The sequence below is a fragment of the Streptomyces sp. NPDC051109 genome (genome assembly GCF_044455885.1).
GTDB lineage: Bacteria > Actinomycetota > Actinomycetes > Streptomycetales > Streptomycetaceae > Streptomyces.
In genome coordinates, this window is record NZ_JBITFF010000037.1 from 20585 (window position 1) to 42272 (window position 21688).

Here is a 21688-nt window from a genome sequence, read left to right on the forward strand (position 1 = left end):
CTGCGATCGATCTTGGTCGGTGGGTGCGGGGACATGGAGAGGCCCGCACGACGAGATCGGAGCGCCTTGACAGCACAGGTGATTAGCCGCCATATTATTTGCATGACGAGGGACGGTATCGACGGCGAGGCGCCCACCCTGGACCAGGCCAGGCGGCAGGTCGAGCGCTACGGCGTGGAGGTCGATCCGCAGGCGGTACTGGTCGCGGTGCGGCTGATCTCTGCGGGCGCGAGGGTCGGCCGCGCGGCCGAGGCGCACTTCGCCAGGTACGGCCTGTCGACCGGACGCTACCGCCTGCTCGCCGACCTCGAAGACCACGGCGGGGAGAAATCCCCTTCGCACCTCGCAGCCGACCTCGATGTCTCCAGGGCCACGGTGACCGGCCTACTGGACGGCCTGGAGCGCGAGGGCTTGATCGCCCGCCGACCGTCCACGGAGGACGGCCGGGGCACCGTGGCCATCCTGACCGCGCGCGGGGCGCAGCTCCTGCGCGACATGGCCTCCGAGCATTTCGGGCGGCTTGAGGCAATGGTGGGCGGGCTTTCCGTCGACGAGCGCGCGGTTTTCCTGGATCTACTCGCCCGCGTCGTGCGCGGCAGTGCGGCCCTGGTCGCCGACTGATCCGCATCCATGTTGGCTCCGGCCCCGCCCTCCGGGTAGGGCCCCTTTTTTACGAGGCAGTAGTTAGGTAACTAATTACATCGCGGAGCAGTGCCTGCCGCCTCTGTCACAACCCTTCGCTTCCCTCACACGAACGAGAAAGAAGGCCGACATGCCCGCAACGAAGGACAGAAGCATCAGAAACCGGGCAGCCTCCCGGCCATCCCGGCCGTTCACCCTCTGGCGCGAGGTGCTGACCGCCTACGCCGCCCCCGCGCTGATGGCCGGTACCGCTGGAGTCGTCACCGGGCAGCAGGACCTGGCCGTGGCCGCCTGCACCTCCATCGCCGGCACCTCCGCCGTGGTGGCGTTCCTGGTCGGCACCTGGCTGCGGCGCGGCGGACAGCCCCGACGGTGGACCACCACCACCCCGCGCCTCGCCCTGACCGCCGCACTCGTGATCACCGCCGCCGGCGCGGCGACCCTGCTGGGATGGTTCACCGCCCACTGGCTACCCGCCCACACCTCGATCCCCGCCACCCCGCGGCTGGAGCGCCTGCGCATCGACCTGCCCGTCTCCGCGGCCCTCGCCACCACCATCGTCACCCTGCGCTGGCGCAGCACCATCACAGCACCCCCGGCACAGCCCAGCCCGACACCGGGCACACCCGCCCCACGCGCCTGAGCCCAACCGAGCCCACCCCGGCAGCACCCGTCGCCGGGACGTCACCAAGAAATGAGCACACCATGATCGTTGCCATGGGAGCGACCGGAGCAACGGGGAACGCCCTGCTCCACGGCCTCCTCGCACGCGGCGTACCCGTCCGCGCACTGACCCGCACCCCGCACATGCCGCTCCCCGGCACAACGGGCGCACACCAACCGCCCGTCGAGGTCCAGCACGCCGACGCCACCGACCCCCGCTCCCTGCGCACCGCCTTCAAGGGCGCCAGCCAACTCTTCCTCGCCATGGCCAACAGCCCCGCACAGGTCGAACTCGAAACCCGCATCATCGACATCGCCGCCGACACCGGCATCGGACACATCGTCAAGATCTCAGCACCCGCCGCCGAACCCGACTCCCCGGTCGCCATATCCCGCGGACACCACGCCATCGAGGAACACCTGCGCGCCAGCGGCCTCACCCACACCATCCTGCGCCCCTACGCGTTCATGCAAAACCTCCTGCGCCTGGCCCCCACCGTCGCCCAGGGCATCATCCTCGGCACGACGGGCGACGCGCCCTGCAACCACATCGACTGCCGCGACATCGGCGACGTCGCCGCCGCCGCCCTCACCAGCGCCGACATCGCCGGCGGCACCTACACCCTGACCGGTCCCGAAGCCGTCTCCTACCCCGAACTCGCCTCACGGATGACCGCCCTTACCGGCCATCAGATCCGCTACGTCAACCTCACCCCGGACGAACTGCGAGCCGACCTCATCCACAACGCCCACATGCCCACCTGGCTCGCCGACCACGTGACGGAGATCCAGCAGCTCGCCATCGCCCGACCCGAAACCCCCACCACCACGGTCAGCGACATCCTCGGCCGCCCGCCCCGCACCCTCGACGCCTTCCTGCACGAACACCACGCCCTCTTCCGCCGATAAGGTGCCGCCTCAAGGTCGCGAAACCGCGAACCGTCCCGCCGCACCACGTAGATGACCGGTCATCGGCTCAGGCGGTGGGCTGAGCGGAGATGGTCATGGCCCGCTCGCCGACGCAGGCGTCGGGGCTCGGCGTGACTGCTGTGGCAGAGGCGTACTGGCCGGCGACGGCGCCCGCGCGGAGGCCGCGGGGCCGTTCCCGGTGACGCGTACCGGGGACAGGCCCCCGGCCCGTTGGTTCAGAAAGCCCGGATCGCCCGGTCGATCTCCGCGCCCGTACGGGCCACGACGACGGGCGAATCGTCTCTCAGGGAGGCGGGGAGGAACTCGCGGTCCTCGTCCCGCTGTACCACGGTCGGCCCGCCCGGGACGACCAGCACGGCGTTCAGCCGTCGCAGCAGGGCAGGTTGAAGGCCCCCCCTTTTTGCGGCGCATGCGTCCGGGCACCGCCAGGTAGAGCACGATCTCCGAGGTGTATGTAACCGCGCAGAGGATGGTTGAGGCCGTGACCTGATCCAGTGGCGCGGCGCCCGGAAACGCCGGCATCAAGGCGCGCCCAGGGCGAAGACCAGCACGGTCGCGGGGATCGGCGTCCTCGTGTGCCGGTTCCCCCGCCGCATCAGCCGGTGCGCAGGAAAGCGACCGTCGCGCAACATGGCGTAGACGAGGCGCGAGCACGCGACGGATCCCTGACCTCCTCAACAGGTACGCCGCCGAGTCGAAGCCAACGAGCGTGGCGAGTCCCGTGATCATCACAAGCGTCAAGCCGCCGACCGCGAAGCAGTCGGGGCGTGTTCCACGACACCGCGCGAGGTCAGGTCGCCGACCGCGCCGTCGCCCGTGACCAGGACGGCGATGACAAGTGCGCCGCGGGGAGGCCGGCCAGCACTCCCCCTGGCCTGGCCGGCGTCGGCGCTCTGACCCGATGGGTACACCGGCTTCCGCGCCGCCCCGCGATCAAGTGCGCGTGGATACGGGGGAATCTGCTCATGGCCGCCGCATGCCCGTCGCCTGTCGGCGGCCGGGGGTGAGCGGCCGGCTCAGTACCGGTAGGACGCCGCCACCGCGCGGTGGTCGCTGCCATCGGCGGGCAGCACCCAGGAGTCGGTCGCGGTCAGCCGCCCCTTGCTGAGGATGTGGTCGATCCGCACTGCCGGGAAGTCGGCCGGCCAGGTGAAGCCGAATCCGGAACCGGCGGCCTCGTGGGCGGACGTCATCTGCTCGGCGATCGGGGCGAAGGCGCGGTCCGCCAGGCTGCCGTTCAGGTCACCCATCAGCAACACCCGTTCCAGCGGCTCGGCCCTGAGCGCCGAGCTCGTCGCGGTGATGCTGTGGTCCCGGAGCTCCGCGCCGAACCCCTTCCCGAAGCTGACCCGGACCGAGTCCAGATGCCCGACGTAGACCGCGATCTCTCCCTTCGGAGCGGCCACCACCGACCGGAAAACCGTTCCGTTGCCCTCCCCGGCCGGGCCCTTCGCTATCGCGCTGCCGGTGAGCGGGTACTTCGACCAGAGCCCGTCGGCGCTGATACCGGCCACATGGTGCGGGTACGCGGCGGCCAGGCCCCGCTCGTACTCGGACTGCAGCCCCGGATCCAGCTCCTGCAGTGCAATGAGGTCGGCGCCGGAGTCGATCAGCATCTTCACCGTGCCTGCCACATCGGTGTTGGCAGCGGCCACGTTGTGCGTGACCACCGTGAGATCGCCCTTACCGGTGCTCCGGTCGCCGAGCGTTCCGCCGAACATGGCCAGCCAGACGGCGGCGGGTACCAGCAGCGCGACCAGCGCGGTGGCCGAACGCCGCAACAGCGCGGGCACCAGCAGCACCGGGACGACCAGGCCGCACCAGGGCAAGAAGGTCTCCAGCAGCCCGGCCAGATTGCCGGGGTTGGGCAGCAGGCCGTGCAGCGCGAGGAGGACTGCTGCGAGCACCGCCAGCCCCGCGATGATCCGGCCGCGCCGCCAGGCCCCCTCCTGCCACGACTTCCGCCGTATCGGCGCCGACACCGACTCCCGGACCGCCACCTGCTCTGATTCTTCGGTTTGCACCATCAGTCCACCCCTAAGCCGGTTGGCACGCTTACGGGGGGATAGATGCGGTCCCATCGGCAAAGGTTCCTCATGTTTTCACACTGATCATTCACTCATATGAGCTGATGGCCCCGCTCGCCCAGAAGATCAACCAGGGCTCGGGTCTCGCGGCCGGCCTGCGATGATGGGGGCGTGCCAGAGCCAGGAACCACTGCCGTCGTCATCGCTTTGCCCGATGCAGCCCCGCTCCTCGACGCGGCGTCGCGCATCGACCCGGCTCTGGTGCGTCGTGGGGTGCCGGCACATGTCTCGCTCCTCTACCCGTTCGTGCCGGAATCGGCACTGACAGGTCAGGACGAGGAGGGCGTGCGTTCCCTGGCGGCGGGTTTTCCGGCAGCTGATCTCCTCTTGGAGGAGGTCGTGACGGCGTCCGGCTTCATCGGCGTAACCGTTCCGGAACTCCAACCGGTCGTCGATGCGTTCCGCGTCCAGTGGCCGGGGTTGCGCCCGTACGACGGTCGCTTCGGGGCGCGGCCCACCGCCCATGTCACGGTCGCCATGGGCGCGGACGACCCGACGGCCGCCGCCCGTGTCCGCGCTGCGATCGACGGGCTGCTACCGATGCGCACCCGTGCGACCGCGGTCCAGCTGGTGGTGCTGACGCAGGACGGCTGGCAGCCGCGGCTCACCGCGCCGCTCGGCGGCGCTGCGGGGTGGTGAACACCGCCGTGTGCGGTGTGACGGGACGTGCCGGGATGTTCAACCGCTTGACATCCCTCAGGAATCGGGGCCGCTCCAGTCGAAGGGGATGTGCTTGCTGGACTGGCCTTCGCGGCTCCACTGGAAGCCGAACGCGTCGGCCCGGTCCACCGTGGCCCGGCCCCAGGTCACGACCTGGCCGGGGCCGGTCTCGGAGCCCGGCATGTTGACCGACTGGACGCGCGCGCCCTCCGGGGTCGTCGGCCCGGCGAGCGCCACGGCCCCGGCCTCCACCCGGCCCGGAATCTCGGCCCTCCAGCTGCCGAGGTCCTCGTCGACCTCGATCTCGATCGGTGCGAAGTCCAAGCCCCGCAGCTCGGGCCCGAGCATGCCCACCAACTGCGCGGGCCAGCCACCGGCCTGGCCGCCGAAGATCATCTGAAGGGCGGCGCGCTGCGCTTCGTCCGCGCGCTCGTCGAGGAAGACAGCCGCGTACGCGTCGGAGTGCTCGCCCCATACATTGCCGACGAAGGCGCTGAGCATCAGCACGTTGAGCCCTTCCAGCGGCACGTCGCCGTAGCTTCCCGCATTGACGTGCCAGGCGAGGACGCCGTCGCAGGCCCCGAAAGTGGGCGGCTGCGCGAAGGTACAGGGGCAGGGAACATTGCACCTGCACGTATCGAACCAGTCCCCTGCAACGTGCCATCTCGGAACGGTCGCCGTGGTCTCGGACATGGTCCCGCCTCCTCAGGAGGCCCCTGGGCTCATTGTCCACCCTGTACGGCGGGCAGACCAGGCCGAGCGGGCACCGGCCGCGGTTCTGTGCTGTGCTGGAGGTGTCCTCGCGCGCTGGAGGTGTCCTCGCGCGTTCGGGAGGAGTGCCATGCCGCACATCCGACTGGCGCCACCGGCCCCCACCGGGCCGGGCGTCCTCCTGCCGAGGCGCGAGCTGGCCTTTGCCTGGATCCTGCTGACCCTGCTCGCCGCTCTGGCCTGGGCGCTTACCGTCGCACAGTACCGCGAGATGGGCACCGGCTCCGGCACGATGGGCATGGCGCTGTCCCCGTTCCTGCTGCTGTGGGTGGTCATGATGGCGGCGATGATGCTGCCGTCGGTGGCGCCGGTCGCCGTGACCTGGGTGCGGGCCATCGGCCGTACCTCCGCCGGCCCGGTCCGAGTGGTCCGGACCGGCGAGTTCCTCCTCGGCTACCTGCTCGCGTGGACGGCGTTCGGGCTGGTCGCGTACGGGCTGCTCGCCGCGACGGACCGGCTGCTCGACGCCTACCCGGCGGCGGGCCGCTGGATCGGCGCGGGCGTCTTCCTGCTGGCGGCCGTCCAGCAGTTCGGGCCCCTGAAGTCGGTGTGCCTGCGGCACTGCCGCAGCCCGATGTTCCAGTTGCTGCGGTACTCCCGCTTCCGCCCCCGGGCCAGGGACCTGCGCGTGGGGGCGCACCACGGGACGTACTGCGTCGGCTGCTGCTGGGGGCTGATGATCATCCTGATTCCGCTCGGAGTGATGAACGTGGCCGCCATGGCAGGGCTGTCCGCCGTGATCTTCCTGGAGAAGCTGTGGCGGCAAGGCCCGTGGCTCGCCTGGGCGGTCGGCGCCGCCTTCCTGGCCCTGGCGTTGCTCGCGCCGTTCCACGACTGGCTGCTCCCGGGCCTTGAGACCTCGTACGTGCCGATGGACCCAGACCACATGGATCAGATGCTGGGCCCCACACCCTCGTGAAAGGACCGGAAACATGGCGAACAAGGCAGTGCTGGAGGGTGGACCGGACGACCTGCCCGAGCGGACCGCCGCCGTCCCCGCCCCCGGCGAAGACCTCAAGATCCCGCACCGCGGCGGCTACGAGCACTTCCGCAGCACGACTCGGACCCAGGACGGCCCTGACGGCCGACTGCCCGTCTACGAGTGGTGGGAGCGTACGGAAAGCGCCGAATGACTTCGTGCATGCCCTGCTCCGAGCCCGGCGAGCGCGTTCGGGACTCACCGCTCATGTCACCGGTGAGCGGTGAGCGGTGAGCGGTGAGAAACCGGAACGCAGGGCTGTGACGTGTTGCGGGGCGGTTCCGCGAACCCACCGGTAAGCCACCGGTCCCGGGTTTGTCCGCCCGTCCCGGCCGCGACCTCCTCGCCCGGACGAGTGCCGCCGGCTCGCCCGCGCCTCCGACCGGCCTGAGTCAGCGTCCGCGCGGCAACGCCCGCCACATTCAGCCAGCGCGTTGCATTGCCGCCAATTCCCGGCAATCCGACCACTGCACCGCCGGCCTCGCGCTACACAAGAAGCCGGGGGCTGTCGTCCGCTACCCCCCGGGGCTGGGCGCTTGCTGACGATCAACGTGGCGGTACTGCTGGTGGTCATCGTGGTGCTGCGGCTGCGTACGGAGGCCCGGAGCCGGTTCGACGAGAAGATGACCGTGGTCATCGTCCTGGCGCTGGGCATCATGCTTGCCCCCACCGAGGTCGGCCAGGGCATCGCCGGCTTCCTCGGCCAGCTCGTCAGCGGTGTCTCCCAGGCGGGCCAGTGACCCCCGGCAACGCCCTTCGCGTACCGGTCGGGCGGCACCCGGCGGACTCCTCGCCTGTGCGGAGGAGTGGCCGGTGAGTGCGCGTCGTCGTCCGGTCCGACGCTCTGCGCGGCGGCCCAGGCGGCCCCGGCGGCGAACGAACCGGCATGGTCGGTGGCCGCGGTGACAACGGCGCGGATGTGAAGGCGACCGATCCGTACGGGCGGCGCTGGGTGATCCAGTGCAAGCACCGCAAGGCCGGTTGGTCCGGGAAGCCGGTCGGCACCCCCGATCTCCACGTCCTCAACGGCACCGGGCGCCAGGTCCACAACGGCGACGTCCTGGTCATGCTCACCAACGGCCGGATCACGAGCAACGCCGTCGACTTCGCCAAGGACCAGCGGCTGCACCTGGTGGACCGCAGGGTGTTCGCCGAGTGGGCCGCCGGCTCGCGCCCCCTGTGGGAGCTGCTGCGGGCTGTACCTCCGCACCGGCGCCAGTCCCCCCTCCCCTGAGGCCAAGGGGGCCTGCTGCCCGTCGGCGGGTCGGCGCTCCGGCGGCAGCACCCCGCAGCCGTCGAACCCGTCGGCCCGGCTACCGCCTTGGCCACGCGAGGCGTGTTGCCCCGATCGATCCGCTGAAGCGAAGGCCCGGCCGGTCGGCCGGGCCTTCGCCAGTGCAGAACGGCCGGGGCCGGGGCTGGTGGGTCTGGGCCTCGGCGCGGAGTACTCGGTGTGGGTTACAGGCTGTGGGCGATGGGGTGCAGCGGTTCGTACAGTGGAAGTTCGGCGCCGCTGGGAAGCCGGACCGCGGTCATTTTGCCCCAGCGCTGTTCGCTGACCGGGCGGGTGATCTCGACGCCCTTGGCGCGGAACTCGTCGAGCTGGGAGTCAAGGTCGTCGCACATCAGGTAGAACTCGTGCCGGGGTGGGCCATCGGCCGGGTGCACGGCGACCTCGGACGGGGGCAACTTGAAGATGAGCCAGCCGCCGCCCGCGTCGATGCCGGGGAATCCGAGGACGTCACGGATGAAAGCACGGTCCGCCTCGGCGTCCTGGCTGTAGAGGATGACATGCGCACCGCTGATCATGGCCGGCCCCTGTGCATCGACGTGCTGACGGTCGTGTCCCCGGCATCCTGACACGCCGAGGTCGAGAACATCCTCGGCTGGGTTCGACGACACGGCCGCCTGAGTCGAACGCCGGCCCGAGGGGAGACGCACCCGCAGCCGGTCCCGTTTCCCTTCGAACACAGTGCGTGACACTCGGGGCCGTCCGGTCCGCGGCGGGCGCGCGCGCCGCAGGCTCGCCGGGGCGGGCCGGTGCCGACGCGTGGGCCGCGGCCGGGGGGACCATGGACGGGTGCGAAACCTTTCAGGGCGTGAGCAGGGGGCGGAGCCCGCCGATCCCTCCGAGCCGCCCGCCGAGGGCGTCGAGGGGGCCGATCAGCGGGCGCTCGGGGAGGCCCTGGTCGGGGCTTGCGCGGCCGCGGGGGCGTCCGTCGGCATGCTCTACCTGCCCGCCCCCGCCCGGCGCGTCCTGCACCTGGCAATGACCGTCGGCCTGTCCCGCGAGTTCGCGCTGCCCTGGTCCCGGGTCGTCCTGGACGATCCCATCCCGGTGGCCGACGCGGTCCGCGACGGGCGGTTCGTCTGGCTGGGCGGCCAGGAGGAGACGGCCCGGCGCTACCCGCGCCTCGGCCTCGTCCTGCCGTACGACTTCGCCCTCGCCGCCGCCCCGCTGGTCCCCGACTCGGCGCCCGGGGCGCAGGCCACCGGGGCTGGTCTCGTACTCCTGTGGCCCGGCTCCCACGCCCCCCACCTGACCGACGAGGAACGCGACGCCGTGGACTCGGCCTGCGGCCGTCTCGCGAACCACCTGTGCCGGGCCCGCGCCGCCGGACACCCCGTCCGTCCGCCGGCGCACCCGGTCATGCTGCGGCCTCTTCCCCCTCCCACGCCCGGACCGGTCGAGGCGGCCGCCGCCATGGCCTTCATCCGCCGGCTGCCCGGCGGCAACTGCGCACTCGACCTGAACGGCACGATCACCTTCATCACCACCGAGGCGGCCGAGCTGCTGGGCGCACCCGTCTCCCGCCTCCGCGGCGCCCTGCCCTGGGAAGCGCTGCCCTGGATGGACACCCCCGCCATCGAGGACCACTACCGGGCCGCGGCGATCAGCCGGCTGCCGCGCAGCTTCACCGCCGCGCCCCCGATCGGCCGCTACCTGCGCTTCGACCTCTACCCGGACGACACCGGGATCAGCGTCCGCATCACCCCGGTCGCCGCCGACGAGCCCGTCCAGCCGCCCGCCGCGCCGACAGCCGTCCCCACGGAGCCCTCACCCAGCCGCGCCACCGCCCTCTACCAGCTCATGCACCTGGCGGCCGCCCTCACGGAGGCCGTACACGCCCGCGACGTCGTCGAGCAGGCCGCCGACCTGCTCGTCCCGGCGCTCGGCGCCCAGGCCATGGCCCTTCTGGTGGCCGAGGAGCAGCGCCTGCGCATCGTCGGCTTCCGCGGCTACACGGCCGAGCTCATGGCCCGCTACGACGGCATCCCGCTCGGCATCCACACGGCCAGCACCCATGGCCTGCGCACCGGCGAGCCGCTGTTCTTCGCGGACGCGGGCGAGCTCGCGGCCGCCTTCCCGGCCGTCGTGATCGGGGACGGCATGGCGGCGTGGACCTTCCTGCCCCTCATCGCGTCCGGCCGGCCCATCGGCACCCTCATCCTGGCCTACGCCCGCCCCCACTCGTTCGTCCCCGGTGAGCGGGCGATCCTGACCTCCCTCGCCGGACTCATCGCCCAGGCCCTGGACCGCGCCCGCCTCTACGACTCCACCCACCAGCTCGCCCACAGCCTGCAGACCGGCCTGCTGCCGCACGTCCTGCCCGGCGTACCGCACCTCGAAGTGGCCGCCCGCTACCTGCCGGCAGCGCACGGGCTCGACATCGGCGGCGACTTCTACGACCTCATCCGCATCGACGACACCACCGTCGCGGCAGCCGTCGGCGACGTCCAGGGCCACAACGTGAACGCCGCCGCCCTCATGGGCCAGGTCCGCACGGCCGTCCACGCCACCGCCGGCGAGCCCCCGGCGGAGGTCCTCGCCCGTACCAACCGCCTCCTGACCGACCTCGAACCCGGACTGTTCACCAGCTGCGTGTACGCCCACATCGACCTCGCGGCCCGCACCGCCCACCTGGCCACGGCCGGCCACCCGCCCCCGCTGCTGCGCCACGCCGGCGGCCCGGCGAAGATGCTCCGGCTGCCGCCCGGGCTGCTCCTCGGCATCGACCCGGACGCCTCGTACACGGCCGTCGAGGTTCCGTTCGAGCCGGGCACCCTGCTCGCCTTGTACACCGACGGGCTGGTCGAGGTTGCCGGTGAGGACCTGGAGGACGGCATCGGGGCCGTCGCCGCCCGCATCACCGCAACCCGCGATCTCCACCCGGTCGGCACGCTGGCGGACGACCTCATCGGCCAGGCCCGCGGCGGAGCCCCCCGTACCGACGACGTCGCCCTGCTCCTGCTGCGCTTCGCCCAGGAGGACCGGCACGGGTGACGGTGCCCGGGAGCGCATCCGGCTCCGGGACTTGCGCAGCCCCGGCCGTCGGCTGAGGCACCGCCACTGACCGGCCCGGGCCCGCCGCCCGGGAGACGGCCAACCGTCCGCCTCCGGGCCCGGGATCTCAGCCAGGACAGCGCACCCTAGTGGGGCTTCAGCTCCCCGAGGGCATCGCAAAGGGGGGATATCCCCCGGTCAAACCCGGAGGAAGCCACCCGCGCGCGCGGTCCCGCCCCAGGTCATGATCGTTTCACCGCCAGGGGGAACAAGAACGAGCCGAGGAGTTCAGCATGACCGCGCACCACCCTGCGATCGGCCGACGGAGGCTGCTCGCCGCGACGGCCGGGCTCGCGGCCACGGCCCTGCCGGCCCCCACGGCCTCCGCCACCACCACACCCACCGCCCCCGCCCCGCCCGGGCCGGCCGCCGCAGCGCCGAAAGGCGGGCAGGCCGAGGCGCTCCGCGCGATGGAGCGCGCCGCCCGCCCGCTGCGCTCGACGGAACCCGGCGGCAACACCGCGGACCTACGCGCGCTGGACGCCATGATCGGCGACGCCAAGGTGGTCGGTCTGGGCGAAGCCACCCACGGTTCGCACGAGTTCTTCGCCATGAAGCAACGCGTCTTCAGTCACCTCGTCGAGGAGAAGGGCTTCACCACCTTCTGTTTGGAGATGAGCTGGACGGCCGGCCTGCGGATCGACGAGTACCTCCAGGGAGGCCCCGGCGACGCCCGGCAGATCGTCAAGGAGACCCTGACCGGGTCGCCTTGGGAACGTGAGGAGTTCGTCAACCTCATCGCCTGGATGCGGCGCCACAACGACCGCCACCCCGGCCGCAGGGTCCACTTCACGGGCAATGACGTCGGAGCGCCCAAGCTCGGCGACGCCGTCTTCGACCGGGTGCTCTCGTACGTCCGCACGAACCACCCCCAGGACGTCGCACGCCTTGAGGAGCTGTACGCGGGCCTGCGCCCCCTCGACGACGTCTTCGCCTACCTGAACAAGCCCGTCGCCGAACGCCGCCTCAACGCCGCCACCGCCCAGCAGGCGTTCGCCCTGGTCACCATGCACAAGGGGGCCGGCGGCGACGCCTACGAGTGGGCCGAGCAGCACGCCCGCAACATCGCCCAGACCTTCGAGTTCACCTCGCTCGACCTGTCCGACCCCGCGTCGGTGTCCGCCGCAGAGCACCTCCGCGACCGCGTCATGGCCGACAACACCGTCTCGTGGCAACGCCGAACCGGCGACAAGATGCTGCTCTCGGCGCACAACGGCCACGTGGGCTACCTGGCCACCGACCCGGTGATGTACCCGACGACCCAAGGCGCCTTCCTGCGCGAGGCCCTCGGCAGGGACTACGCCGCCATCGGATTCACCTTCGGCCGCGGCTCGTTCCTCACCGCGACCACCCTCGGCAGCCCCTGGAACAAGGTCACCGTCCCCGCGGCCACCCCCGACATGCAGGAGTACACCCTGGACCGGGTGCACCACCGCGACTACTACCTCGACCTGCGCGCCCTGCCCGCCGCGGGCCGGACCTGGCTGAACACCTCCCGCCCCACCTACGAGGCCGGCTCGTCCTTCAAGAAGGACCCGCTCCCCACCCTCGCGATCACCCGGGCCTACGACGTCCTCATCCACCTCAACCAGATCCACGCAGCCGTGAACCTCGCCCCATGACCGGGTGATGCCATCCGGACGGCGGCAGCCCCGAAGCCCATCGCATAGACGGGCGTCTGCCCGACTCACCGCACTCGCCCGGCAGTCAGTCGGGCAGATCAGCCGGCGGTCTCATGATCGGCCGGGCAGCTCTGGGCGGGGTCCTCCCAAGCCTTGCGAGTACGCCTTCCTAGAATTCCGGCGGTGACGAAGCAGTGGCTCAGATCGATGCCGCGAGTGAGCGCGGGCGCGTCTGCGGTGCGCGGCGGGGTGGGCGCCGGCGGCGTGGTCGGCCTGCGGATCATGCATCTACGCTTGTGCCCGTCTGGGAGTCGAGACGGCCGGCCGGTCGTGGAACGGAGCATGTGGTGCCAGCGGGTCAAGCGGGGGAAGCGAACGACGGGGACCTGATCGGAAAGGTGCTCGGGGGACGCTACCGCGTGACCTCCGTGGTCGGCCGCGGCGGCATGGGCGTGGTCGCGCGGGCCGTCGACGAGCTGCTCGCCCGCGAGGTCGCCGTGAAGGTCCTGCGGGCCTACACCGACTCCAGTGACGCCGAACTGGCCGGCCTGCGGACCCGGATGGGGCGTGAGGCGCAGGCCGCTGCCCGTATCCGGCACAGCGGCGTCGTCACCGTCCACGACGTGACGCACGAACAGGGGCTGCCCGTCATCGTCATGGAACTGGTCGACGGGCCCTCGCTCGACGAGGTCCTGACGCAGCGTGGCGCGCTCGACCCGTACGAGGCCGCCGCGATCGGTGCCAAGCTGATGGACGCGCTCGACGCCGCGCACCGCGCGGGCGTCCTGCACCGCGACGTGAAGCCGGGCAACGTGCTGCTGGAGCGCGACGGCCGGGTCGTGCTCACGGACTTCGGCATCGCCGCCATCGAGACCTCCGACGACGAGGCCATGGCGAAGCTGACGCGCAGCGGTCAGCTGGTCGGCTCGCTCGACTACCTGCCGCCGGAGCGCGCGCAGGGCAGGGAGCCCGGACCGGCCTCCGACATATGGTCGCTCGGGATGACCCTGTACGCGGCGGTCGAGGGCGTCTCGCCCTTCCGCCGTACCTCGGTGTGGTCCACACTGGCCGCGATCGTCGGCGACCCGCTTCCCGAACCTCGGCGCGCGGGGCCGCTCACCCCGGTGCTGCGGGCGCTGATGGCGAAGGAGCCGGCGCACCGGCCCACCGCCGACCAGGCCCGCGCGATGCTGGAGCAGGTGGCGGCCGGCGGGGGGACCGCGTCGGCGCCCGCCACGGTCCCCCCGCCCTCCACCGTGCAGCCCGTGTCCGCGCCTGCTCCTGGCTTCGGGCCACCGCCGGCGGCCGCCTTCGACGCCGGCGCCGTATCGATTCCGCAGCCCTACGCCCCCACCCCGCAGCCCGGATTCCCGTCGCACGGCCTCGCGCCGGGCCCGCCGCCCGGTCAGCCTTTCACTGTCGACCAGTCCGGCCCGGCGGCCGTGGACCGGGCGCGGCGTCGCAGCCGTGCCGCGGTGGCCGTCGCGGTCGTCGCCGTACTCTCCGCCGGCGGCATCACCTACGCCGTGACCTCGGGCGGCGACGGCAACCAAGCGCGGGCAGCGGCCCCGACTCCGGCGCCCGGCGGCTCCCCGGCCGCCGGCGGGCAGCCGGGCGCGCAGACCCCGGCACCGTCTCCCTCCGGCTCCGGCCCCGCGGCGAAGCCATCCGCGAGCGCCTCGAAGAAGCCCGACAGGCCATCGCCCTCCCCCAAGGCCTCCTCGCCCGCCCCGGCCGAGCCGAGCCCCGCTCCTACGGGCTGCGCCGGCTGGACCCACAGCGACCCGGCGCCGGGCACCTACGGCTTCATCTCCGGCGACCACCACTTGCTGGCCGCGCCGTACCAACATTGCTCGCAGGGCAGCCTCGTCAAGGACGGCACCAAGCTCTGGTACCAGTGCTACATCGTCAACTCGTACGGCAACCAGTGGACGTTCGTGCGCGTGGACGGCACGAACGCCACCGGGTGGCTGTACAACCGTGACCTCAAGGGCCAGAAGGGCTCCTCCCCCGCCTGCTAGGTCACTTGCGACGCTGACAACCTCCCTTCCAGGAAGGTGATCGAGGCCTGCGGAGGGGACTCGAAGACGAACGTGGCGGGAAGCTGCGCTTGCCGGCTTCCTCGGCGCCGACGATGCAACGCGTCGACGGCACGGTCGCCCATGCCCACCCGCGCGCCGCCGTGGCCCGAACCCGGTCCGTCTGAGCGGACGAGCCGGCTTCCGCCGCGGTCCTCCGGTTCGTCGCAGTTCGCGAGAAGGCCGAGGTGCAGGGTGGGGTGGACTGAACTGGTGTCAGCTGTAGTCGGCGGTGTTCCGAACGTCGCCGAAGCGCGGGAAACTCCTCTGCACGGCGAACTCGTGCTCATCCGCGGCCAGTCCGGACATCGCGTCGACCACGAACTCCACCTCGTAGCCGTGGTCCGCCGCGGCCCGTGCGGTGGACTCCACACCCATCGTGGTGACCAGCCCGGCGAGCACCACGGTGTTCACACCGAGGTTGCGCAGCTGCTCGTCCAGGTCGGTCCCGTAGAACGCCCCGATGGTGCGCTTGACCACCACGATGTCGCCGGGCTGTACCAGGTCTTCGGCGAAGTCGCTGCCCGGCGGCTGCTCGGCGACGTTCGGGCGCTCCACCCGGACCATCACCACCGGCTGTCCGCTCGCCCGGAACGACTTGGCCAACGCGCGGCAACGGGCGAGCACTGCGTCACCGGAGTGCGGGGCGAGCGGGAGGGCGATGATGCGCGGCATCAGGTCGATGAGGATCAAGGCAGAGGTCATGGCGACGATCGTAAGGCCGTTCGGTGCACCGGGATCCAGGCGGCCGCCATTGCTCTGACCCCGCTGCTGGGGGTCAGTGGGCGAGTGAGACGGCGAAGGGCTTGAAGCCGTGCCGGCGCAGGATGTGGGGCACGACCAGGATCATGGCTTCGGTGGCGCGGGCCGTGGTGATGTCGCCGAGGTCCTCGATCCGTTCGGGCCTCCAGCCCAGGTCGCCGAGCAGGCCGGTAACGGTCTTCTTCGCGTTCTCGTCGTCGCCCGAGAGATAGGCGGTCGGTGGCGTGGCCAGGATTTCGGGGGCGGTCATGACCATGAACAGCATGGTGTTGAGGGTCTTCACCACATGGGTGTCGGGGAGGGCGGCCTGGAGCTTCTCGGCGAGGCTGCTGCCGGGGTAGCACAGGTCGCCGGGCAGGCCGTCAGCCGTGTCCCGGGTTGCGTTGGAGACATCGATGAGGATCTTGCCGGAGAGCTCGGCCTGCAGGTCGGTGAGGCGGTCCAGGGAGCTGTCGCCGGGCGCCGCGTTGATCACGATGTCCGTGGTGCGGGCGGTGGTGCGCTGGTCGGCGAACGCGATCCGCGGAGGGAGTCCGGCGTGGTGGGCGGCGGTGCCTTCGGGGTTCCGGGTGCCCAGGGTGACGCGGTGTCCGGCTGCGGAGAGTTTGCGGGCGAGATTGGTGCCGACGCGGCCGGCGCCCAGGATGCCGATGTTGGTCATGCGGTGATGCTCCTTGAGGTATCGGGTGGGAGCGGCGGAGACGTCCGGTCAGGTGATCGGCGAGAGGACCTTGAGGGCGGCGGCGTGGATGCCGGGGGCGGCGGCCAGGAAGTCGCGGCTGCCGGTGTTCCAGGGTTCGCCCGCCAGGTCGGTGACGGTGCCTCCGGCCTCGGAGACCAGCAGGGCGCCGGCCACCAGGCCGGAGCGGACGTCGGAGAACTGCCAGAACGCGTCCATGCGTCCGGCGGCGACGTGGATCAGCTGCATCGTGGCGGGAACGGACACCCGCACGACCAGGCCGTTGACGAGCATGGCGGTGACTGAGTCACCGATCCGCCGGAAGGTGCGCTCGTCCTCGCCGGGCTTGGCCTGACCGGTGCCGATGAGGGCGGCGCCCAGGTCGGTCTTGGCGGACACCTTCAGGGGCCGGCCGTTGAGGCGGGCACCGCCACCGGCCACCGCCGTGTAGGTGTCGCCGGTCAGCGGCAGGTGGACGACCGTGAGTACCGGCAGGTTGTCGCTGACCAGGGTGGCGGTGACCGCCCAGTCGTCCATGCCGTGGACGTGGTTGATGTTGCCCTCGGCGGGGTCGACGACCCACCACTCCCCGGGCGGGAGCGCACCGCCGGCCAGCTCGTCCTCGGCCCACTGCGACCCGCGACGGGCCCGCAGCAGGGGTTCCCGCAGCACGTCCAGCACCGCGTCGTCGTTGGCGTGGATCTCGCCGACGATCTCGGCCAGACTCACGCCCCGGGCGTGCGAGGTGTACCGGTCGCGCAGCGTGATGCCGGCGGCCTTCACTGCGGCGGTCACGTCGGACAGGAGTGCCCCGTCGGCGTCGAAAGGCATGGCTGTGCTCATGGCGGGCTCCCTGGGGAATCGGTAGGAGCGGGGCGGTTGTTCGCTCCCGCACTTCGAAGGTAGGACGCCCGATCATTAACAACAAGTGCATGCTTGTCACTTGTAGAGTTACTGCCATGCAATTGGATTTGAACCTGCTCACGGCCCTGGACGCCCTGCTGGAAGAGGGCAGTGTCGCCGGCGCGGCGGCACGCCTGCACGTCACCGCACCGGCGATGAGCCGCTCCCTGGGCCGCATCCGCAAGGCCACCGGTGACCAGATCCTGGTCCGCACCGGACGCACCATGGTCCCCACCACCCGGGCGCTGGCCATGCGCGCCCAGGTCCACGCCCTCGTGCAACAGGCCCATCAACTTCTCTCCGCACAGCAGGAACTCGACCTGACGGCTCTCGACCGGGTGTTCACCGTGCGCTGGCACGACGCCCTGACCGCCGCCTCCGGCACCGCCCTGATCACAGCCGTCCACCGCCAGGCCCCCGGCGTCCGGCTGCGCCTGTCCGCCGAACCCGGCACGGACGACGCCGAGCTGCGCCGGGGTGAGGTCGACCTCGAATCGAGCTCCAGCGCTCCCACGCTCCCCGACATCCGCCACCGCCTCGTCGGCAGGGACCGGCTCGTCGTCGCCGTCCGACCGGGCCACCCGCTCACCGAAGGCCCGCTGAGCCTCCAGCGCTACGCGGCCGCCGAACACCTCACCGTTTCGCGACGCGGCAGCCTGCGCGACCCGATCGACGACGCCCTGACCACACGCGGCTTCGAACGACGTGTCGTCGCCGCCGGACCCACCACCGCCCTCGCGCTGCAACTCGCCCTCGGCACCGACCTGGTCGTCACCCTCCCCGAGACCGTCACGCGCGCCGCCCGGGAACAACTCGGCCTGGCCACACTGCCGCCGCCCCTGCCGCTGCCAGACGTCCCCCTGTACCTGCTGTGGCACCGGCGCTACGACAGCGACCGCGCCCACACCTGGCTGCGAGACCTGGCCACCGAAACCGTCCAGGCATTCTTCGCACCACCGACCGCCGCTCAACAGCCCCTCACCGGCCAGACCGGGCAGTGACGGCTGGGCTGAGCGGTGATCTTCCCGTCGGGCTCGCCTCCGACTGCCCGCTCGGCGACGAGCGGCCTCCCGCACGGCGCCTGAACGCTGCAGAGGTACCCCGAACAGCTGGCCGCCGGTCGTCAGACGTGGCGGGTGTCCCCGTCAGGATGCCGGGGGCGGGGCTCCCGGGTCTTTGCGGTCGCGGTCGTCCGCCCTTTCCCCGGGTGCCGCGTCCTGCGCCGGACCGATGCGGATCTCGAACCCGCCCGCGTACTTCTCGTGCCCCGCGATCACGGCTTCCTCCACCGCCTCCTCCGCGAGTTCGCTCCGGACGATCAGCGGGTCCTGGCGGAGGTCCCGCAAGAGGGCCCAGCACATGCCGATCATCACCAGGACGAACGGGGCGGCGACGAGGATCGTCAGGTGTTGCAGCCCCGCGAGGGCTTCGCCCTTGCCCTCGCCGACGAGCAGCATCACGGCCGCCACACCACCGGTCACCACGCCCCAGAAGACGACGACGAACCGGGCGGGTTCGAAGGTGCCCTTCTGGGACAGGGTGCCCATCACGATTGACGCCGCGTCGGCGCCGGAGACGAAGAAGATGCCGACCAGGACCATCACGAGCAGGCTCATCCCGCCGGCGATCGGGAACTCCTGAAGTACGCCGAAGAGCTGCGCCTCGGGCGTGGTCGCACCGCCGAGCTTTCCCTGCTCCTTCAGGCTCATGGCCGTACCGCCGAAGATGGCGAACCAGACCAGGCTCACGCTGCTGGGCACCAGGATGACGCCGCCGACGAACTGGCGGATCGTGCGCCCCCGGCTGATGCGGGCGATGAACATGCCGACGAACGGCGTCCAGGAGATCCACCAGGCCCAGTAGAAGACCGTCCAGCTGCTCAGCCAGTCGGCGACGTCACCGCCGCCGGTGGACGCCTCGGTGCGGCCGATCAGCTGGGGCAGCTCCTCGAAGTACGCGGCGAGCGAGGTGGGGATCAGGTCGAGGACCAGGATGGTGGGGCCGACGACGAACACGAAGACCGCGAGGACGACGGCCAACACCATGTTGATGTTGGAGAGCCACTGGATGCCCTTCTCCACTCCGGAGACGGCGGAGAAGACGAAGCAGACGGTCAGCACGCCGATGATGGCGACGAGCAGCCCCGTACCGGCCTTGCCGAGCCAGCCGACCTCGTGCATGCCGCTGCCGATCTGAAGCGCCCCGAGTCCCAGCGACGTGGCCGAGCCGAACAGCGTGGCGAAGATCGCCAAGATGTCGATCACCCGGCCGACTGCGCCTTCGGCGCGCTTCCTCCCCAGGAGCGGGACGAAGACGGCGCTGATCGTCTGCCGCCTGCGGCGTCGGAAGGTGCTGTACGCGATGGCCAGGCCGACCACCGCGTAGATGGCCCACGGGTGCAGCGTCCAGTGGAAGAGCGTGGTGGCGAGCGCCGTCTGCATGGCGTCCGCCGAGTCGGCGGGGGCGGTGCCCGGCGGCGGAGTCGTGTAGTGCGCGAGGGGTTCGCTGACGCCGTAGAACATCAGGCCGATGCCCATGCCGGCGCTGAACATCATGGCGACCCAGGAGACGGTGCTGAACTCCGGCTCCTCGTGCTCCTGGCCCAGCTCGATCCGTCCGTACCGGCTGATGGCGAGCCAGAGCGCGAAGACGACGAACCCCGAGGCCGCCAGGACGAACGCCCAGCCGGCGTTGTGCATCAAGCCGTTCAGCAGGGCGTCGGAGACGCTCTCCAGCGAGGCGGTGGCCGTGACGCCCCAGATCACGAAGCCCAGGGTCAGCACGGCCGTCACGCCGAAGACCAGCCGGTCGGTGACGGCCGTCTCGTCCTCGTGCGGGTGGCGGCCGGGCAGGGCCGCCTTCACGGGCAGTCGCCGCCTTTGCTCCGGGTTGCGTTGGTCCTGAGACACGGGCGGCGCCTTTCGCGATCACGGGCCGATGCGGCTTCTGATATCCCCTACCACGGCGAGCACACGTACCCCGGCATCAACAGGCGCCGATGGGCGCCCCACTGCTGGGCGCTAGGCCGCACAGGTGTCAGGAGGAGCGATACGGGCGCTGGTTGCGACCGCTGCCCGGCGGATGACGGACCTCCACACGCGGGTGCGCTCGCCGGAGGGGGGCCGGCCGCCGGCCCGCCAAGCCGAGCAGACCCGCCCGCAGAACCCCGGCCCTGAAGCAGCAGCGAGACTTTTTCAATTGACCCCGCGACCCTCTTCACCAAAACCCCCCTCAGAGCCTCGTGCGGCCCACCAAGACCCAAACACGCCTGCCACCTAGGGGGGATAGGCCGCCACGCTCACTTCGCCTTACGCGGTCACCCAGGCAGCCTGGAGGGGCAAAGGCCCATGGCGTGGACGCTGACGGGAAATAGAATGAAGTGGATGTCGGCCCCGGAGCCGGGCATCCGTCCATGACCGCGTCCGGCCAGTCCGCGATGGCCGCCGCACCCCTCTCCACACGCCGCTCCCTGCGGGAGCGCGGCTTGTGCTGCCCTGAAGGAGTCTTCCGTGACCGATCCCGGCAACCCGACCGAGCCCGCCCCGGCCGCCGTTCCCGCTTCGCTCGCCGGCAGGAGCGCGGCACCGACGCCGTCTTACGACGCCACCACCATCAGCGTCCTCGACGGGCTCGACGCGGTCCGCAAACGACCGGGCATGTACATCGGCTCGACCGGCGAGCGCGGCCTGCACCACCTGGTGCAGGAAGTGGTCGACAACTCCGTGGACGAGGCGCTGGCCGGCGTGGCCGACACCATCGCCGTCACGATCCTCGCCGACGGCGGCCTCCAGGTCTGCGACAACGGACGCGGTATTCCCATCGACATCGTGGCCTCCCAGGGGAGGCCCGCCCTGGAGGTCGTGATGACCGTGCTGCACGCGGGTGGCAAGTTCGGCGGTGGCGGCTACGCCGTCTCCGGCGGTCTGCACGGTGTCGGTCTCTCCGTCGTCAACGCCCTGTCCACGAGGGTGTCGGCGGAGGTGCGCAAGGACGGTCACCGGTGGAGTCAGGAGTTCAAAGCCGGCGTGCCCGTCGCCCCGCTCGCCCGGCACGAAGCCACCACCGCCACGGGTACCACCATCACCTTCTGGGCCGATGACAGCATCTTCGAGACCACCGACTACTCCTTCGAGACCCTCTCCCGCCGCTTCCAGGAGGTCGCCTTCCTCAACAAGGGCCTGACGGTCTCTCTTGCCGACGAACGCGCCTCGGCAAGAGCCACCGCCGACGCCGAACCGGCCGACGGCGACACCGAGCGGCCCGCCCGCACGGTGACCTACCACTACGAGGAAGGCATTGCCGACTTCGTCACCCACCTCAACTCCCGCAAGGGTGCACCCGTCCACCCCACCGTCATCTCCGTCGGAGCGTCCGACCCCGGGAGGACACTCTCCGTCGACATCGCGATGCAGTGGAACACCGGCTACAACGAAGGCGTCCACTCCTTCGCCAACGCCATCCGCACCCACGACGGCGGTACGCACGAGGAGGGCTTCCGGGCCGCGCTGACGGGTCTGGTGAACCGTTACGCGCGCGAGAAGAAGCTGCTGCGCGAGAAGGACGACAA

General features: G+C 71.3%; 19 protein-coding genes and 2 pseudogenes. 13 read left to right on the plus strand and 8 right to left on the minus strand.

Features of this window, described 5'->3' with window-relative positions; genetic code table 11:
* The first annotated feature begins 102 nt into the window (after positions 1 to 102).
* The 3 genes from ACIBAD_RS35705 (at position 103) to ACIBAD_RS35715 (ending at position 2214) form a co-directional block, all read left to right on the plus strand.
* A complete protein-coding gene (locus tag ACIBAD_RS35705; protein WP_134068683.1) occupies positions 103 to 621 on the plus strand; it encodes a MarR family transcriptional regulator in 519 nt (172 codons plus the stop codon).
* A 151-nt stretch (positions 622 to 772) separates the two neighbouring features.
* Complete coding sequence (locus ACIBAD_RS35710; RefSeq protein WP_398911099.1) at positions 773 to 1285, plus strand: hypothetical protein; 513 nt, start codon at positions 773 to 775, stop codon at positions 1283 to 1285.
* 62 nt (positions 1286 to 1347) lie between these two features.
* Positions 1348 to 2214 (plus strand): NmrA family NAD(P)-binding protein, encoded by an 867-nt coding sequence (locus tag ACIBAD_RS35715; RefSeq protein WP_398911101.1) that lies wholly within the window; start codon positions 1348 to 1350, stop codon positions 2212 to 2214.
* 236 nt (positions 2215 to 2450) lie between these two features.
* On the opposite strand, the gene ACIBAD_RS35720 is transcribed toward ACIBAD_RS35715, so the two are convergent.
* Complete coding sequence (locus tag ACIBAD_RS35720) at positions 2451 to 2591, minus strand: hypothetical protein (RefSeq protein ID WP_398911103.1); 141 nt, start codon at positions 2589 to 2591, stop codon at positions 2451 to 2453.
* Positions 2592 to 3251: 660 nt separating this feature from the next.
* Positions 3252 to 4262 (minus strand): endonuclease/exonuclease/phosphatase family protein, encoded by a 1011-nt coding sequence (locus tag ACIBAD_RS35725; protein ID WP_398911105.1) that lies wholly within the window; start codon positions 4260 to 4262, stop codon positions 3252 to 3254.
* 171 nt (positions 4263 to 4433) lie between these two features.
* Here ACIBAD_RS35725 and ACIBAD_RS35730 point away from each other — a divergent pair, with 171 nt between their 5' ends.
* Positions 4434 to 4961, plus strand: a complete 528-nt coding sequence (locus tag ACIBAD_RS35730; protein WP_398911107.1) for a 2'-5' RNA ligase family protein — start codon at positions 4434 to 4436, stop codon at positions 4959 to 4961.
* A gap of 57 nt (positions 4962 to 5018) precedes the next feature.
* Here the strand turns inward: ACIBAD_RS35730 and ACIBAD_RS35735 are convergent, their stop codons facing one another.
* Complete coding sequence (locus ACIBAD_RS35735; RefSeq protein WP_398911109.1) at positions 5019 to 5675, minus strand: DUF1326 domain-containing protein; 657 nt, start codon at positions 5673 to 5675, stop codon at positions 5019 to 5021.
* Positions 5676 to 5823: 148 nt separating this feature from the next.
* On the opposite strand from ACIBAD_RS35735, the gene ACIBAD_RS35740 reads away from it, so the two are divergent.
* From ACIBAD_RS35740 to ACIBAD_RS35755, 4 genes and pseudogenes are all read left to right on the plus strand, one after another.
* The gene (locus tag ACIBAD_RS35740) at positions 5824 to 6672 is read left to right on the plus strand and encodes a DUF2182 domain-containing protein (RefSeq protein ID WP_398911111.1); all 849 of its coding nucleotides are present in this window, start codon (positions 5824 to 5826) and stop codon (positions 6670 to 6672) included.
* Between the two features lie 13 nt (positions 6673 to 6685).
* A complete protein-coding gene (locus ACIBAD_RS35745) occupies positions 6686 to 6886 on the plus strand; it encodes a DUF5988 family protein (protein WP_134068690.1) in 201 nt (66 codons plus the stop codon).
* Positions 6887 to 7268: 382 nt separating this feature from the next.
* A complete protein-coding gene (locus ACIBAD_RS35750) occupies positions 7269 to 7472 on the plus strand; it encodes a hypothetical protein (RefSeq protein WP_398911113.1) in 204 nt (67 codons plus the stop codon).
* A 149-nt stretch (positions 7473 to 7621) separates the two neighbouring features.
* Positions 7622 to 7966, plus strand: a pseudogene (locus ACIBAD_RS35755) (restriction endonuclease); the annotation flags it as partial.
* A gap of 224 nt (positions 7967 to 8190) precedes the next feature.
* Here ACIBAD_RS35755 and ACIBAD_RS35760 read toward each other — a convergent pair.
* Positions 8191 to 8634 carry a VOC family protein gene (locus ACIBAD_RS35760; protein ID WP_398911115.1) on the minus strand — a complete coding sequence of 148 codons (444 nt, stop codon included), beginning with the start codon at positions 8632 to 8634 and terminating at the stop codon, positions 8191 to 8193.
* A gap of 178 nt (positions 8635 to 8812) precedes the next feature.
* On the opposite strand from ACIBAD_RS35760, the gene ACIBAD_RS35765 reads away from it, so the two are divergent.
* The 3 genes from ACIBAD_RS35765 to ACIBAD_RS35775 all read left to right on the plus strand — a co-directional run bounded on the left by ACIBAD_RS35765 (position 8813) and on the right by ACIBAD_RS35775 (position 14720).
* Positions 8813 to 11017: a SpoIIE family protein phosphatase gene (locus ACIBAD_RS35765; RefSeq protein WP_398911116.1), complete on the plus strand. Its 2205-nt coding sequence runs from the start codon at positions 8813 to 8815 to the stop codon at positions 11015 to 11017.
* A gap of 293 nt (positions 11018 to 11310) precedes the next feature.
* Positions 11311 to 12699: an erythromycin esterase family protein gene (locus tag ACIBAD_RS35770; RefSeq protein ID WP_398911118.1), complete on the plus strand. Its 1389-nt coding sequence runs from the start codon at positions 11311 to 11313 to the stop codon at positions 12697 to 12699.
* A 419-nt stretch (positions 12700 to 13118) separates the two neighbouring features.
* Positions 13119 to 14720: a protein kinase gene (locus ACIBAD_RS35775; RefSeq protein ID WP_398911120.1), complete on the plus strand. Its 1602-nt coding sequence runs from the start codon at positions 13119 to 13121 to the stop codon at positions 14718 to 14720.
* A gap of 273 nt (positions 14721 to 14993) precedes the next feature.
* Here ACIBAD_RS35775 and ACIBAD_RS35780 read toward each other — a convergent pair whose 3' ends face one another.
* The 3 genes and pseudogenes from ACIBAD_RS35780 to ACIBAD_RS35790 form a co-directional block, all read right to left on the minus strand.
* Positions 14994 to 15482, minus strand: coding sequence for an isochorismatase family protein (locus ACIBAD_RS35780; RefSeq protein WP_398911122.1), 489 nt, complete (start codon positions 15480 to 15482; stop codon positions 14994 to 14996).
* Between the two features lie 73 nt (positions 15483 to 15555).
* Positions 15556 to 16206, minus strand: a pseudogene (locus ACIBAD_RS35785) (NADPH-dependent F420 reductase); the annotation flags it as partial.
* A 42-nt stretch (positions 16207 to 16248) separates the two neighbouring features.
* The gene (locus ACIBAD_RS35790) at positions 16249 to 17061 is read right to left on the minus strand and encodes an inositol monophosphatase family protein (RefSeq protein ID WP_134068696.1); all 813 of its coding nucleotides are present in this window, start codon (positions 17059 to 17061) and stop codon (positions 16249 to 16251) included.
* A gap of 116 nt (positions 17062 to 17177) precedes the next feature.
* Between ACIBAD_RS35790 and ACIBAD_RS35795 the strand changes: the two genes are divergently transcribed.
* Positions 17178 to 18122: a LysR family transcriptional regulator gene (locus ACIBAD_RS35795; RefSeq protein ID WP_398911124.1), complete on the plus strand. Its 945-nt coding sequence runs from the start codon at positions 17178 to 17180 to the stop codon at positions 18120 to 18122.
* Positions 18123 to 18266: 144 nt separating this feature from the next.
* Here ACIBAD_RS35795 and ACIBAD_RS35800 read toward each other — a convergent pair whose 3' ends face one another.
* The gene (locus ACIBAD_RS35800) at positions 18267 to 19991 is read right to left on the minus strand and encodes a BCCT family transporter (RefSeq protein WP_398911128.1); all 1725 of its coding nucleotides are present in this window, start codon (positions 19989 to 19991) and stop codon (positions 18267 to 18269) included.
* Positions 19992 to 20630: 639 nt separating this feature from the next.
* On the opposite strand from ACIBAD_RS35800, the gene ACIBAD_RS35805 reads away from it, so the two are divergent.
* On the plus strand, positions 20631 to 21688 hold a 1058-nt coding region (locus ACIBAD_RS35805; RefSeq protein WP_398911126.1), incomplete at its 3' end, for an ATP-binding protein.